The organism is Streptomyces sp. SAJ15 (assembly GCF_007595705.1).
Taxonomy (GTDB): Bacteria; Actinomycetota; Actinomycetes; order Streptomycetales; family Streptomycetaceae; genus Streptomyces.
The window spans coordinates 126,187-140,797 of the sequence record NZ_NISY01000009.1 but is presented as its reverse complement, the minus strand read 5'-3'; the positions used below and the strand labels follow the sequence as shown (position 1 = coordinate 140,797).

Annotated in this window: 11 protein-coding genes; 5 read left to right on the top strand and 6 right to left on the bottom strand. The window is 73.1% G+C overall.

Annotated elements, in window-relative coordinates:
- Positions 1-47: 47 nt before the first annotated feature.
- The gene (locus CD790_RS23000; protein WP_144385213.1) at positions 48-3,275 is read right to left on the bottom strand and encodes a tetratricopeptide repeat protein; all 3,228 of its coding nucleotides are present in this window, start codon (positions 3,273-3,275) and stop codon (positions 48-50) included.
- Positions 3,276-3,449: 174 nt separating this feature from the next.
- Here CD790_RS23000 and CD790_RS22995 point away from each other — a divergent pair, with 174 nt between their 5' ends.
- Both CD790_RS22995 and CD790_RS22990 read left to right on the top strand, forming a co-directional pair.
- On the top strand, positions 3,450-4,481 hold the full coding sequence (locus CD790_RS22995) for a YwqG family protein (protein WP_144385212.1): 1,032 nt from the start codon (positions 3,450-3,452) through the stop codon (positions 4,479-4,481).
- A complete protein-coding gene (locus CD790_RS22990; RefSeq protein WP_186319185.1) occupies positions 4,478-5,605 on the top strand; it encodes a PP2C family protein-serine/threonine phosphatase in 1,128 nt (375 codons plus the stop codon). Before CD790_RS22995 ends, CD790_RS22990 begins: the two co-directional genes overlap by 4 nt.
- A gap of 82 nt (positions 5,606-5,687) precedes the next feature.
- Here CD790_RS22990 and CD790_RS22985 read toward each other — a convergent pair whose 3' ends face one another.
- Positions 5,688-6,581, bottom strand: a complete 894-nt coding sequence (locus tag CD790_RS22985) for a cyclase family protein (protein ID WP_144385211.1) — start codon at positions 6,579-6,581, stop codon at positions 5,688-5,690.
- Between the two features lie 73 nt (positions 6,582-6,654).
- Here CD790_RS22985 and CD790_RS22980 point away from each other — a divergent pair, with 73 nt between their 5' ends.
- Positions 6,655-7,554, top strand: coding sequence for a LysR family transcriptional regulator (locus tag CD790_RS22980; protein ID WP_144385210.1), 900 nt, complete (start codon positions 6,655-6,657; stop codon positions 7,552-7,554).
- 203 nt (positions 7,555-7,757) lie between these two features.
- Here the strand turns inward: CD790_RS22980 and CD790_RS22975 are convergent, their stop codons facing one another.
- On the bottom strand, positions 7,758-8,969 hold the full coding sequence (locus CD790_RS22975) for a pyridoxal phosphate-dependent aminotransferase (RefSeq protein ID WP_144385209.1): 1,212 nt from the start codon (positions 8,967-8,969) through the stop codon (positions 7,758-7,760).
- Between the two features lie 130 nt (positions 8,970-9,099).
- Here CD790_RS22975 and CD790_RS22970 point away from each other — a divergent pair, with 130 nt between their 5' ends.
- A complete protein-coding gene (locus CD790_RS22970; protein WP_186319184.1) occupies positions 9,100-9,741 on the top strand; it encodes a helix-turn-helix domain-containing protein in 642 nt (213 codons plus the stop codon).
- 47 nt (positions 9,742-9,788) lie between these two features.
- On the opposite strand, the gene CD790_RS22965 is transcribed toward CD790_RS22970, so the two are convergent.
- The 3 genes from CD790_RS22965 to CD790_RS22955 form a co-directional block, all read right to left on the bottom strand.
- The gene (locus tag CD790_RS22965; RefSeq protein WP_144385207.1) at positions 9,789-10,832 is read right to left on the bottom strand and encodes a D-alanine--D-alanine ligase; all 1,044 of its coding nucleotides are present in this window, start codon (positions 10,830-10,832) and stop codon (positions 9,789-9,791) included.
- 106 nt (positions 10,833-10,938) lie between these two features.
- Positions 10,939-11,370: a GNAT family N-acetyltransferase gene (locus tag CD790_RS22960; RefSeq protein ID WP_144385206.1), complete on the bottom strand. Its 432-nt coding sequence runs from the start codon at positions 11,368-11,370 to the stop codon at positions 10,939-10,941.
- 92 nt (positions 11,371-11,462) lie between these two features.
- The gene (locus tag CD790_RS22955) at positions 11,463-12,563 is read right to left on the bottom strand and encodes a PP2C family protein-serine/threonine phosphatase (RefSeq protein WP_260867800.1); all 1,101 of its coding nucleotides are present in this window, start codon (positions 12,561-12,563) and stop codon (positions 11,463-11,465) included.
- A gap of 335 nt (positions 12,564-12,898) precedes the next feature.
- Here CD790_RS22955 and CD790_RS22950 point away from each other — a divergent pair, with 335 nt between their 5' ends.
- Positions 12,899-14,398 (top strand): FG-GAP-like repeat-containing protein, encoded by a 1,500-nt coding sequence (locus tag CD790_RS22950; protein WP_144385205.1) that lies wholly within the window; start codon positions 12,899-12,901, stop codon positions 14,396-14,398.
- The last annotated feature ends 213 nt before the right edge of the window (positions 14,399-14,611 follow it).

Sequence of the window (14,611 nt, the reverse complement as noted above, 5' to 3'; positions counted from 1 at the left end):
GCCCCGTGTTCGCCGACCACGGTCGGAACGACAGCAGGCACACGAGGTCAAGCCCGGGACGGACCCGGGTTCGGGTCCGGGATGCCGTCCCGTTTGCGGCGGAACTCGGCGGCGTCGACATGGTTGCCAAGGGCTGCCAGGATGTCGGCGAGGACGGTCAGGGCCCGCTTCAGCACCGGGATGTAGACGGGCTGACGTTCGGCCACCGACCAGTACGTGTCCACGGCGCCGACGGCGGCCTCCGACGCCGACGACAGGTCGACCGTCGCGCGCAGCCGCATCTCGGCGTAGCGGAGCTGCCGGCGGGTGAGCTCGGCCAGATGGGCCTCCGGATCGGACGCGGCCAGCGGCCCCAGCAGATCAAGGCCCTCCTGGCTGGCCGCGAGCATCTCGCCGACCCGGCCCAGCGCCGCGAGCTGCTCGGCGGCGGCGCCCAGGGACATCGCCAACTGTGCGCCGTACGCGTCCGAGCCGCCCAGGACGACCAGCTGTCGGTACCGGCCGACGGCCTCCCCGAGCAGCTCCAGGGCCTCGGCGGGCCGCCCCAGGGCCGAATGGCGCAGGCCCGTGTGGAAGAGCGAGGCCGCGAGGAGGGGGATGTACGCGCGGGGGTCCTCCTGGGCGAGCCGGCGGTGGAGCTCCAGCGACTCCTGGGCGGGAGCGACGGCGTCGGCGGGCCGCAGCGCCTCGGCGAACCGGGCACCCAGCTCGTTCAGGGAGACGGCCAAGACGGGCACGTACGCGGGATCGTCCCCGGCGAGCTGTCGGAGGATGTCGACGGCCTCCTGCCGCGGCGATATCGCCTCCTCCAGTCGGCCACCCGCCGACAGCAGGTCGGAGACGCGGGCGAGGGCCTCGGCCAGCCGCGGGAGGTGTCGGTCGGGGTCGTCGGCCGCGAGCCGACGGTGCACCGCGAGCGCCTCCTGAGTGACGGCGAGCGCCTCGCTCCGCCGGGAGAGGCTCTCCAACCGCCGGCCGAGGTTGCTCAGCGCGTCCCCGAGGTACGGGCGGAACACGGCGGGATGCGACTTCTCCAGCCCGCGGTACAGCTCGACGCACTCCAGGCTGGGCGCCAGGGCGTCCTCGTCGCGGCCGAGCCGGGCCAGGGTGAGGCCGATTCCGCTGAGCGTCGCGGCCAGGCCGGGACGTTCGGACCCCGGGGCGGCCGCGACGAGGGCGCGGCCGTACTCCAGGGAGCCCTCGTACAGCTTCAGCGCGTCCTCCGGGCGGCCCTGCTCGGAGAGGAGGGAGGCGAGCCGCCGCGCCGCCGCCGTGTAGTTCGGCAGGTGTCGCGCCGTCCGCTCGGCGTGGCCGCTCCTGATGGCCTCCTGGTACAGGAGGAAGGCCGGTTCGGCGTGTTCGAGGGCCTGGTCCAGCCGGCCCAGGCGCTCCAGCAGGGAGGAGAGTGCGCTGGTGGCGTGGGCGAAGGGGGCGAGATAGCGGTCCGGGGCGCCCTGGGCCAGGCCGCGGAGCACCCGCACCGCCGTGACGGCGGGCTCGGTCGCCTCCTCCAGCCGTCCCGCGTCCGCGAGCAGCTCACTGAGGTGGCTCAGGGAGACGGCGTGGTCGTGCAGGTCCACGTCGGTCGGCTGACCGGCCGTCAGAGCCGCACGGCTGTACTCCACCGCCCTGGTCTCGACGTCGACGGCCTCCCGCCCGCGCCCGGCGTACGACAGCCGGATGGCCAGGGTGTGCAGGGCCTTCGCCCGTTCGTGTGGGTCGCCGCCGGCGGCGAGCCGGCGCCGGGTGACGCGCTCGGTGAGCACCGCGTACCCCGCGTCGATCTCGACGTGCCGGGTGTTCCCGGTGACGGACCTGAACCTCCGCTCGATGTCCTCGACCATGGCGAAGTCGAGCGTGTCGATCCCCGCGAGCGAGGCCAGCGCGCCGCTCCCCGCGTCGAGCGCGAGCTCCGGGTCCCCCCTCAGCGCCGGGAAGAGATGCCCCCGCCCCACGTGTGGCCACCGGCCGGCCGCCTCCGCGAGGAAGGTCACGGCGCGCGGTGTCCAGGGCGCCGCGGCCCCGTCTCCGCCGCGGGCCAGCAGCGCGGTCACCCCGGAGGCGGCCCAGGGGTCGGTGGCGTATCCGGTGACGGGGCTGCCGGGCAGGGTGAGCGCGAGGAAGTCCTCGGCGAGACGGTCGGGCAGCAGGGGGTGGAGGACATGGGAGCGGTTCGGGTCCGTGGGCGGATAGCAGACCGCGTGGTCGCCCAGCAGTTCGTCGGCCGCCATCTCCGGCACCAGCCCGGCGAGCACGGCGCGGCCGACGGGACGGCTCACCGGCCCGGTGAGGACGGCCGTGAACACGGCCCGCGCCATGAGGTGGTCGGGGGTGCGGTGGGGCACCCCCGAGTCCGCGTTCTCATGGAGCTGCCGCCAGTTCTCGTGCTCGCGGTCGAGCAGGTACGCGGTCAGTCCGACCATGTCGCCGGGCGCACGACGCCCCCGCGCCCGCGCGTCCACGGCGACCAGCGCGGCCATCTGGACGGCGAGCGTCAGCCCGAAGTCGTCGTGGCCGAGCGGCCCCGGTGGAGCGATGGACCCGATGTCGGGGAGCCCGGGGTAGCGCGCGGCGAAGCAGTCCCGGGCGGTGGTGAACATGCGACCGCGCTCGTCCCCCTCCGCCGGCAGCGGGCGCAGCGGCTGATCGGAGGTGTCGATGTTCTCGCGCAGCCGGTTCAGTTGCCCGCGCACGGCCGGCCAGCCGTGGGCGGACCGGCCGATCAGCAGGATCCGGGCCGGGACGCCCTGGCGTAGCAGCCGGTTGTGGAACAGCCAGCTCAGATGCGGGGCGGGCCACCGGTCGGCGTAGTCGACGAGGACGAGAACGCCGGTGTGCCCGTCGAGCCGCAGGTCCTGGCCGCCCTCCGCGGGCGGGGCGGTGTCGGTGCCGTGCACGGCGGTGACGACCTTCCAACCGGCCGCCTCGGAGTCGGCGGCGAGTCGTGTCGCCAACCGGCTCTTGCCCTGGCCGCCGGGCCCGTGCAGCCAACGGACGGCTGTTCGGGAGCGCTGCTCACGCCAGGCGATGAGGTCGCTCAGCTCGGCGTCCCGGCCGGTGAAGTCGACGACCTCGGCTCGCGCGTCGAGCATGCGGCTGGGCTGGGCCCGAAGCCACTCGCCGTCGAGGCCGGAAACCCTCTGATACGCGAACAGCAGATAGACCGGGGTGCCGGTGCCGAAGACGTGGATGTCCGCGCCGATGGCCCCGTACGCGTGCCCGTTCTCCGCCCGGATCTCCTGCCGCATGGACACGGGCCCCTCAGCCTCGGTCACCGCTTCCCCCTCATATCCGCCCGGTGACCCGCGTGCCCCGCCTCCCAGGTGACGGCGCGGCCACCGGTGCGGCGGCCCAGACCACCCACCAGCCCCCTGGTGACGTAGTCTCCCCGACGCCCCACCGCCGTTCAAGATCACTGACTGTCAGTGGGCTCGTGCATCATCGTTCCCATGACACAGAGCACCGCCGACCCGTTGCACACCCTCGCCCGCGAGCATCTGCCCGAAGAGATCGCCGAGCGGTGGATCGGCCTGCTGCGGCCGGGCCTGCGCCTGGAGAAGGCCGCGGGTGCGGGGCCGGGGCGGGGTACGGGCACGGACGGGGATACGGGTCCGGGCAGGGACGGGGGGACCGGTCCGGTCGTCGGCCGGCTCGGCGGGTTGCCGGAGCTGCCCGAGGACGAGACGTGGCCCGTGTGGGAGGGGCACGGCCCGCTGGCCTTCGTCGCTTCGCTCGACTGCGCCGCGCTGCCCTCCACCGCCCTCGACATCGCCCTGCCCACCGACGGCACGCTGGCCTTCTTCCACTTCGACGGGCAGGTGGACGGCGGCTCCGCGGCGGTGGCACCCGACCACCCCGACAGCTGGGCGGGCGCACGCGTGCTGTACGTGCCGGCGGGCATCCCCGTCGCGGAGCGGGCGGCACCGGCGGGGATCCGGCCGTACACCGCGGTGCCGCTGACGGCACGGATGGAGACGACGGCGCCGTGCGCCTGGCACCCGGTGGTCCACCAGGAGTTCGCGCCGATGTCCGAGGACCACCCGGTGTGGGACGAGGACTTCCAGGACGCCCTGGGAGAGCGGCTCGAGGGCACGGAGCACCGCGTCGGCGGCCACGCGCACCCCGTGCAGGGCGCGGTGGAAGTCGAGGTCGCCCGCGGCGCCCTGGGCGGCCCGCCGTGGGACGACCCCCGCATCCAGGAGGAGGCCCTGCGCTGGGTGCTGCTCGCCCAGTTCGACACCGATGACGACGCCGACATGATGTGGGGTGACTGCGGTGCCCTCTACTGGCTCCCCCCCCCCCCGTCGGGAGCCGGGACCGGCGGCCGGCCCATGTGCCGGTGCCGGCACGGGCACCCACCGGCACATGGGCCGGTCCCGTCGCCATCGTCCAGCGGAGTGCGCGGTCCGGGGCAGGCGGCCGACTCCGACCCGACGGAGCGCGCTATATCCACTTTTGCCTGGATAGTCTATGACGTGTGATCAAGTCTGGACGGCAACGGCTCCGTCGTGGCCACGGCCGGCGGCCGCTCATCCTGCTGTCACCGGTCATCCTGACCGTTGTCATCGCCAGCCTGGCGTACACCACTCCCCGAAGCATGGCCTTCAGCCGCCTCCTGCCGGCGGCGCCCGCCCTCGCCGCCGCCATGTGGCCCGTACTCCCCACCGTCCTGCTGGGGACGGTCTGCCTCTTCCTCATGATCGGCCTCGGCATCGTCTTCCCCGACCTGGGGACGGGGTACACGGCGGCAGGGATCGTCGCGGTCACGGTGGCGGCCGCGTACGGGAGCCATGTCCGGCTCCAGCGCGAGCGGACCCTCTTCCAGGTCCGGCTCGTCGCCGACGCGGCGCAGCAGGTCGTTCTGAGCCCGATGCCGCGCCGCTTCGGGGCTGTCGAGATCGAGGCGCTGTACCTCGCGGCCGCGGCGGAGGCCCGTATCGGCGGCGACTTCTACGAGGTGGTCGACACGCGGTACGGCGTCCGGCTGCTCGTCGGCGATGTGCGGGGCAAGGGCCTCCCGGCGGTGGGGGCGGCCGCGGCGATCGTCAACGCCTTCCGGGAGGCCGCCTACGACGAGGCCGACCTCATCAGCATCGCGCGCCGGCTGGAGGCCAGCAGCATCCGCTACAGCGCGGCCTTCGCCCCCGAGGGCCTGATGGAGCGCTTCGCCACCGCCCTGCTCGTCGAGATCCCACCCGGGGGCGGCCGTATCGACATCCTCAACTGCGGACACCCGTCGCCGCTGCTCCTGGACCGTGCGGAACTCCGTGTGCTGCAGCCCACCACACCCTCTCCGCTGCTCAATCTGGCGGACCTGATCGGCGATCACTACAGCATCGACACCTTCGATTTCGCCCCCGGCGACCTGCTGCTGCTCTACACCGACGGTGTCGTCGAGGCCCGTGGCCGCGACGGTGGCTTCTTCCCCCTGGAGAGCTGGATGGCCGGGTGGACCTCCGCCCGGCCCCGCGAACTGCTCGACGCTCTCCACCGCGACCTCGTCCACTTCAGCGGAGGAAACCTGAACGACGACATCGCGGCCCTCGCCGTGCGCCTGGACGAACCTCCGGAGCCGCGTCACGGGGAGCGGGATCGGTCCGCGTGACCGCGCCCCTCGCCCCTTCGTCGCCCGACCGGAGCCCGATCGAACCCGTACGCTCAGAGCGCCACCGAGAGGGTGCCACGGCTCACGGAGCCCGCCGCACGCCGGGGACGACGGCATAGGCACGGACGGGGAAGGTGCCGAAGCCTCTGACCCGGGGCGCGGCCGCGTGCAGCCGAGCCCCGTGGTGTGGGAGGTGGTCCAGACGGGTGAGGTGCTCCAGCACCGGGATGCCCGCGTCGAGCAGGACGGAGTGGGCCGGGCGTGCGTCGCCCCGCATGTCGTCGATGTTGACGCTGTCGATGCCCACCAGCCGGGCGTCGGCTTCGACGAGGGCCCGCGCGCCGTCTCCGGTGAGGTACGGCGCGTCCCGGCCGTACGTCTCGGTGCCGAAGTGCCGGTCCCAGCCGGTGTGCAGCAGGACCGCGGCACCGGCCACCTCGACGCCGTCGAACGCGGCCGGGCCGATCCCGCGTTCACCGTTCGGCGGCCCGGGCACCACGACGACCGGCAGGTCGGCGACGGCGTCCAGCGGCAGGTCGGCGAGGTCGGCCCGGTCGGGGTAGCGGTGGAAGGGGCTGTCGAGGTAGGTGCCGGTGTTGCCGACCATGCTGATCCGGTCGATCGCGAACTCCGTGCCCGGCTCGTAGTGGGCGCGGGACGCCTCGCGCGTCAGATGCGGGGTGATGACCGGGCCGGGCAGCCCGGGGAGGGTGACCATGCCTTCGGTGATCACATGACTCAGGTCCACCAGTCGGGAGGGCGCCGGGTCCTCGCGGTCCCGTTCGGCGGCCGCGGTGCCGGGGCGCAGGCGCACACGGTCGGCCGGCCCCAACCGGAGGGCCGCCACGAGCAGTTCGACGACCTGCCGCTCCGGCAGGCCGGGGCGCGGTACGTCCAGCGGGAAGCCCCGCACCCGCAGGGAGCCGCCGTCGGACAGGGTCACATCGGCGTCGATCAAGGTGGAGTGGTCGGTCATGACCATCATCCTTGTGTCGACCGTGGGTCGAGCGCCATCGAGTCCTTCTTCAGTCGATGTGTAGCGTCACTGCATGCAGATCGATCCACGGCGGTTGGCCGTGCTCCGCGCGGTGGCCGACTCCGGCGGCGTGCTGGCGGCCGCGAGCATCCTCCATCTGACCCCGTCCGCCGTCTCGCAGCACATCGCGCGACTGGAGGCGGAGACGGGTGTGACCCTGCTGGACCGGTCACGGCTCGGCGGGCGCCGGACCGTCGGGCTCACCGCCGCCGGACGCCTGCTGGCCGGCCACGCCCGGCGGCTGACCGAGGTACTGGCCGACGCCGAGCGGGACCTCAGCGCCCTGACGGGGCAGGTGACCGGCCCGGTCGCGGTCGGGGCCTTCGTGACGGCGCTGGACAACCTGGTCGCCCCGGCGGCGGCCTCCCTCGCCACCACCCACCCGCGGATCGAGGTCCGCATCCGGCAGATCGAGCCGGAGCCGGGGCAGAGCGCCCTGCGCTCGGGCGCCCTGGACCTGCTGATCGTCGAGAGCGACGCCGCGGATGGCCCCGCCGAGGTCTCCGGAGCGCGCGCGGTGCACCTCCTCGACGACCCCTACCGCATCGCCGCCCCCGCCTCCTGGGGTCCGGTGGCGGACCTTCAGGCGCTCCTGGACCGGCCCTGGTTGAGCGGGCCGCCGGGCTCGGTCGCGCGGCGAGCCCTCGACCGGGTCGCCGCGCAGCACCGCACGCCGCTCAGGCGCGTCCACGAATGCCTCGACTTCTCCGCCACGCTGGCCGTCGTGGCATCGGGCCTGGCGGCGGCCGTGGTTCCGGCGCTGGCCCTGGCGCGCCGCGACGAGGGCGCCTTTCAGCTGCTGGACGCTCCGATGCTCGGCGCCCGCCGCCTGGACCTGCTGCACCGCCCGGACCGCCATGAACCCAGCCCGGCCGCGCGCCTGGTCATCCAGGCCATTCGCGCCGTACGCTGATCGCGCTTCGAGCCTCCTCAGTCGGTCGGCTTCACCCCATCACCGGGCGGTCCGCGGCCCCTGGCGGGACGGCGTGTCCGCCGCGGTGGGCCCACCGGGGCTCGGACTTGCGCGCCCGGTCCGCGGCGTGACCTTCGGAAACCGCGGAACCGGGCCGGGCGCGGCCCCGGTCCCCTCCGCCGCTCCGGCTCCACGGCTCGCCCTCACTGCCGGTACCCGCTCAGGAAGCGCCCGATCCGGCTGATCGCCGCGTCCAGGTCGTCGGCGTAGGGGAGGGTCAGGATCCGGAAGTGGTCGGGGCGCGGCCAACTGAAGCCGGTGCCCTGGACGACCTGGATCTTCTCCCGAAGCAGCAGGTCGAGCACGAACTTCTCGTCGTCGTGGATCGGGTGCACCTTCGGGTCGATGCGCGGGAACGCGTACAGCGCGCCCTTCGGCTTCACACACGACACGCCGGGGATCTCGTTCAACTTCTCCCAGGCGCGGTCGCGCTGTTCGAGGAGGCGGCCGCCCGGGGCGGTCAGCTCCCTGATGGACTGGCGGCCGCCGAGCGCGGCCTGGATGGCGTACTGGGCGGGGGCGTTGGGGCACAGCCGCATGGAGGCGAGCATGGTCAGCCCCTCCAGATAGCTGCGCGCGTGCTGCCTGGGCCCGGAGACCACCAACCAGCCGGAGCGGAAACCCGCCACCCGGTGTGTCTTCGACAGCCCGCAGAACGTGAGCACGACCAGGTCGGGGGCGAGGGTCGCGGCCGAGTGGTGCACGGCGTCGTCGTACAGGATCTGGTCGTAGATCTCGTCCGCGAAGACCATCAGCTGGTGGCGGCGGGCGAGCTCGAGGATGCCTTCCAGGATCTCCTTCGGATAGACCGCGCCCGTCGGGTTGTTGGGGTTGATGATGACCACGGCCTTGGTGCGATCCGTGATCTTGGAGGCCATGTCGTCGAGGTCCGGATACCAGTCGGCCGACTCGTCGCAGACGTAGTGCACGGCCTTGCCGCCGGCGAGGGTGGTGACGGCGGTCCAGAGCGGGAAGTCGGGGGCGGGGATGAGGACTTCGTCCCCGTCCTCCAGAAGGGCCTGCACCGCCATGGAGACCAGTTCGGAGACGCCGTTGCCGAGGAAGACGTCGTCCACCGTGACATCGGTCAGGCCGATCGCCTGGTAGCGCTGGGCGACGGCGCGGCGAGCGGAGAGCACACCGCGCGAGTCGGTGTAGCCGTGCGCCTTGGGGAGCATCCGGATCATGTCCTGGACGATCTCCTCGGGGGCCTCGAAGCCGAACAGGGCCGGGTTCCCGGTGTTCAGCCGCAGCACGCTGTGGCCCGCCTCCTCCAGCGCGTTGGCGTGCTCGATCACCGGGCCCCGGATCTCGTAGCAGACCTCGCTGAGTTTGCTCGACTGCCGGAACTCCATGCCGTGCCCTCCTTGGTCCCGGGTCCCGGCTTCCCGGATCCCACGGGCCTCGTCCCTACCTCGAACCGTGATGCTTGGTTTTACCAAGTGTGAGCTTGGAAAGTCCAACATCTTGTCTAGACTGCGCTGTATGCCGCCACGTCAGCCACGCCGTCGAAGCTACGACCAGTACTGCGCCCTGGCCCGCACCCTGGACGCCGTCGGGGACCGCTGGACCCTGCTGATCATCCGGGAGCTGCTGGCCGGGCCGCGCCGGTACACCGACCTCCACGCCGACCTCCCCGGCGTCTCCACGGACGTGCTCGCCACGCGACTCAAGGACATGGAGGCGCAGGGGCTCGCGACACGCCGCAAGCTCCCACCGCCCGGAGCCGCGACGGTGTACGCGCTCACTCCGCGTGGGTCCGAGCTGCTGCCCGTGCTGACCGCGCTCGCCGAGTGGGGCACGCCCGATCTCGCCGAACGCCGGGCCACCGACGCGCTGCGAGCGCACTGGTTCGCCCTGCCCCTCCGGCGCCGCCTTCCGGCGACCGAGGTCCCGGCCGTCGTCGACGTGGCCTTGGACGAGGGCGTGTTCCATGTGCGCCTCGGAGGCGAGGGGCCGGCGTACGGCGACGGACCCGCCGAAACGCCGGCCGCCCGCCTCGTGCTCGACGCCGACACCTGCCACGAACTCTGCGAGGGGGCGCTCAGCGTGGAGCAGGGCGTCAAGGCGGGCCGGATCGAGGTGCTCGGCGACGGACCGGTCGCCGCCGCGCTGCGCGGCGAGTGATCCGAAAGGCGACGGCGCGACCTGCTGCCTCCACCCGCCTCGGCCGCTCAGCGCGTCGCGAGGTCCACGATGCGCTGGATCAGGTCCGGATAGCTCCAGCCGGATCCGGTCGCCGCGAGGGGCAACAGGCTCGTCGCCGTCAGCCCCGGGAGTGCGTTCACCTCAAGGCACCTCGGCTCACCGTCGGCGTCGCAGCGGAAATCCGTGCGCGAGTAGGCGTCTGGACCGAAGCCCAGGGCCCGGTGCGCGCGGAGGGCCGACTCCTGCAGCCGGGAGGCGAAGTCGTCCGGGACCCGGGCCGGACACACCTCGCTGACCGCCCCGGGCTGGTACTTCGCCGTGTAGTCGAACAACGGCGTCGTCAGCTCGATCTCCACCACGGGGAGCGCCCGACCGCCGACCACGGCCACGGTGAACTCCCGTCCCGAGAGGAACGGCTCCACCATCAGCTCGACGTCGTCGGAGCGGGGGTGCCCCTCGGCCGCGATCCGCGCCAGCTCGGCGAGCGAGTCGACCCGGTGGACCGACACGCTCGAACCGTCCGCGACCGGCTTGACCACCGCCGGACCGGCCGCCACCAGCCGCCGCACCTCACCCGGGACCTCACCCGCCGCGGGCCGCCACAGCACCCGCTCGGTCACCGGCACCCCCGCCGCACCCAGCACCGCCTGCGCCCGCCCCTTGTGCCACGCCGCCGCGCAGGCCGCGCTGCCCGCACCCGTGAACCGCACGCCGGCCATCTCCAGCAGCGCCTGCACCCGCCCGTCCTCGCCCCAGCCGCCGTGCAGCGCCAGGAAGACCAGCTCCGCGCCGCGCAGCAGCTCCAGGACCGGACCGCCGGTCAGCGCGGCGTGCATGCGCTGCCGCAACCGAGGCCGGTCCGAGAGGGACGGCGGCTCCTTTCCCACCGCCACCCCGTCGACCGCGTCCCCGGGGCGCAGCGGCCCGGCCAGCACCGGCACCGCCGCGGCCGGGTCGACCAGCACCACCTCGTGTCCCCGCTCCAGCAGGGCGCGGGCCACCGACGAGCCCGAGGCCAGGGAGACGTCGCGCTCCGGACTCTCTCCACCGCACAAGATCACAACACGCATACCGATTTCGTCACCTGTCTCCGGCCTGGTTCGCGGCTGTGTCTGGGCCGGCCGGTCGGCGCAGACGCCGCATGGAGGGGGTGGGCAGTCGGTCGTCACGCCGGTCTCATCCCGCCGAGTTCAAGATCATCAGCTTGTCCGGGTCCGGGAAGGGTGCGAAGCCGACCTTCGCGTAGACCGCGTGGGCGTCGAGCGTGGAGAGCATGACGCGCTTGAGGCGGTAGGGCGCGAGGTGGTCGCGCACGGCGCCCGCCAGCCAGGTGCCGAGACCCCTCCCGCGGTGCGCGGGGGCGACGTAGACGTCGCACAACCAGGCGAAGGTCGCCGAGTCGGTGACGACACGCGCGTAGGCGACCTGAGAGCCGGCGGCGTCGTGGACGGCGAAGTTGAGAGAGCCCCGCACCGACTGCTCGACGGCTTCCCGACTGCGCCCCAGGGCCCAGTACGCGTCCGTCGAGAGCCAGTGGTGCACCAGGTCGATGTCGAGGCGGCTCGGATCCGTGGAGAGTTCGTAGCCGTCTTCCCTGCTAGTGATCATGCTCAGGAAGCGTACACGGCGTTACTTGGATATTCCAAGCAATGACTTGGAATATCCAAGTGGATGGTTCTCCTGGGTGGTCCGCCTCCTGGTCAGCCGGCGTGCGACGGGTCGCGCCGAGTGACCACGAGGATGGCCATGTCGTCCTCGTGTTCGCCCTCGGTCCAGCGGCCGACATCGTCGGTGAGGGCGGCCACCAGCGCGTCGGGGTCCCTGAACCGCCGGCGCATGCGGCGCGAGGCGACCGGGTCGTAGAAGGTCCCCCGCCTGTCCCGCGCCTCGGTGACGCCGTCCGTCACCAGCAGCAGCGAGGCCCCCGGGGGCAGCCGCACCACATCGGCGGAAACGGGGTCGGCAGGTGCGATATCGCCCAGCCCCACCCCGAGAGGCAACCGCGGCACGCTCGGGTCGAGCCGTACGAGCCGGCCGTCGTGCACCAGATACGGCGGCGGGTGCCCCCGGTTCACCAGGCTCACCACCTCCCCGTCGACGGACACCTCGGCCAGCACGGCGGTGGTGAAGCCCTCCGTGGAGATCACCGGGCCGCCCTGGGCCGCCGCCCTGGCCATCGCCTCGTCCATCCGCCGCCCCAGGGTGTCCACCGTGGGAGCGTGTTCGGCCTCCTGACGGAACGCGCCGATCGCGACCGCCACCGCCGCGACGGCCGCGATGCCCTTCCCCCGCACGTCCCCGATGATCATCCGCACCCCGAACGGCGTCTCCTGCACCGCGAAGAGATCGCCGCCGATCCGCGCCTCGGCGTGCGCCGCCGTGTACCCCGCGGCCACGGCCAACGGCCCGACCACCCGCGGCGGGTCCGGAAGCACCGCCCGCTGGGCCGCCTCCGCCACATCCCTGGCAAGCGCCAGATCACGGCCTTGCCGTGAGAGGAGCCGGTTGACCGCGAGCGCCAGTACGCCGATCGTGCCCACCACGGCCAGATCGACGAGCAACGGCGTCGCCGGGCGTCCGCGCTCGATGTCCACCGCCACCGAGACCACACACGTGACGCACACGACGGCGAGCGCGGAGCGGAAGGAGAGCATGGCACCCGCGACGAGCGGGGCGGCGGCCAGCAGCGGAAGTCCCGTGTACGGCTGGGGCGCGAAAAGGTTCAGCAGCACGCCGACCACGAGGACCAGCGCCGCGAGCACCCACGGCACCTTCGTGAGCGTGGGGTGCAGGACTTTCACAGTGCATCTCCTGCTGCCGAGCCGCGCTCACGACCAGAGGAAACGGCCGGCCGACCACACGGTCCGCCCTTACCGCACCACCTTCACACTTCCGATGACTTCACATATACGCCTCTCGGGCCGAACGCGCTCGTCGCCGGCAACCCCGTGTCGATGACATGACCGGGACCGCGCCGACATCTGGGGGACGATCCCACCGGCGGCACGCCTCACCGGAGACATCTGGACGTGTCGCCTTTCGAACACCTGGTGTTCACCGCGCAACCGCGCGCCGGTCCGGTGAGTCTCACCCTCCAGATCACGCGAACCACGCTCCACGCGTCCTGGGAGGAACCATGCGCATCCGTGCGCTCTGTACCACCGCCGTCAGCCTCGCCGCCGTACTGACCGGCGGCGTCGCCTCCGCCGTGGACGGCCCGCGGCCGAACGCGGACGGCGCCCGGCCCCACGCGGCCAAGGCGCCGGCGTCCGTGCGGGAGGACTTCGACGGCGACGGCTACCAGGACCTCGTCACCGCCGCCCCGGGCGGCGTCGTCGCCGGGCGCGCCGAGGCCGGCTACATCGTCGTCAGCTACGGGTCGGCGACCGGTCTCAAGGCCGCGCGCACCACCGTGATCAGCCAGAACACTGCGGGCGTGCCCGACACCGCGGAGAGCGAGGACCACTTCGGCCAGCGGCTGGCCGCCCGCGACCTCGACGGGGACGGCCTCACCGACCTCGCCGTGGCCTCGGACGAGCGACTGGACGGCATCGGCAACCAGGGCTCGGTGACGGTGCTGTGGGGCCGCCGGGGCGGCCTCGGCGGCAAGGACGCCGCGACCGTCCAGGCACCGGCCGGCTCCAGCGGCTGGTGGGTCGGCGACGACCTCACCGCGGGCGACTTCGACGGTGACGGCCGCTCCGACCTGTTCATGCGGCACGGCGCCGACGGCGGGCAGCGCTCCGTGCTCTTCGGCCCGTTCAAGCGGTCCGGTGAGCCCGCCAGGGAACAGCGGCTCGACATGTTCTTCAGCGACAACGACCTGTGGCTGGTCACCGCGGGCGACATGACCGGCGACGGCATCGACGACCTCGCCACCTTCTACGCGTTCGAGGAGCACGCCGAGGGCGGCAGGTTCTGGCGCGGCACCCCCTCGGGCCTGTCCACGGAGCCCACCCCGCTCGGCTCGGCGGCGGCCGCCACGGTCGGCGACTTCGACCGCGACGGCAAGGGCGACCTGGCGACCCGGGTGGTCCCGGGCGGCATCCTGGAGGACCTGCCCTACGACGCCGGCACCGTCAAGATCTACTACGGGACGTCCAGCGGCCCCAGCAGGACCCGTACCACCACCATCACCCAGAACACCACCGGTGTTCCGGGAACCGGTGAGAAGGGCGACCAGTTCGGCGCCCGACTGGACGCCGGCGACGTCACCGGCGACGGCTACGCGGACCTCGCCGTCGGCGTGCCCTTCGAGGCTGTCGGAAGCAAGGCGGCGGCCGGTTCGGTGGTGCTGCTCAAGGGGGGCCGCGGCGGTCTCCGCGGCACCGGCGCACAGGCGTTCGACCAGGACACGCGAGGGGTTCCGGGTGTCGCCGAGGCCGGTGACCGCTTCGGCGGCGCCGTTCGGCTGCTGGACGTGACCAAGGACGGCAAGGCCGAGCTGGCCGTCTCCGCCCCCCGTGAGAACCGCACCGGATCCGTGTGGTCGCTGCGCGGCACCGCCGCCGGCCTCACCGCGACCGGCTCCGTCGCCCTGAGCCCCGCGGACGTGCACGCCCCCACCGGGACCGGAGACTTCGGCTCCCGCTTCGCCAACGAGGACGACGTCTTCCTCTACCCGGCGAGCTCCTGACCCCGGCTCACCGGGTGAGCGCCCGACACCGCTCACCCGGTGAGCGCCCGACACCGCTCACCCGGTGAGCCCCCACCGCGACCCGCCTCCGCCTTCCGCCCCCGCCTTCGCCGGTGGTCCGCCGAAGGCACCCCGCGAACCGACCCCGGCAGTACGCTGATCATCTCGCCGTAGCGCGAAGTGGAAACCGTTCTACGTTCACTCAGTTGGGGG

Excerpts from the sequence above, each read along its gene's own strand:
- CD790_RS22950 (WP_144385205.1), top strand. The coding sequence starts at position 12,899 with ATGCGCATCCGTGCGCTCTGTACCACCGCCGTCAGCCTCGCCGCCGTA.
- CD790_RS22985 (WP_144385211.1), bottom strand. The coding sequence starts at position 6,581 with ATGACCGACCACTCCACCTTGATCGACGCCGATGTGACCCTGTCCGAC.
- CD790_RS22965 (WP_144385207.1), bottom strand. The coding sequence starts at position 10,832 with ATGCGTGTTGTGATCTTGTGCGGTGGAGAGAGTCCGGAGCGCGACGTC.
- CD790_RS22975 (WP_144385209.1), bottom strand. The coding sequence starts at position 8,969 with ATGGAGTTCCGGCAGTCGAGCAAACTCAGCGAGGTCTGCTACGAGATC.
- CD790_RS22980 (WP_144385210.1), top strand. The coding sequence starts at position 6,655 with ATGCAGATCGATCCACGGCGGTTGGCCGTGCTCCGCGCGGTGGCCGAC.
- CD790_RS22995 (WP_144385212.1), top strand. The coding sequence starts at position 3,450 with ATGACACAGAGCACCGCCGACCCGTTGCACACCCTCGCCCGCGAGCAT.
- CD790_RS22960 (WP_144385206.1), bottom strand. The coding sequence starts at position 11,370 with ATGATCACTAGCAGGGAAGACGGCTACGAACTCTCCACGGATCCGAGC.
- CD790_RS22970 (WP_186319184.1), top strand. The coding sequence starts at position 9,100 with ATGCCGCCACGTCAGCCACGCCGTCGAAGCTACGACCAGTACTGCGCC.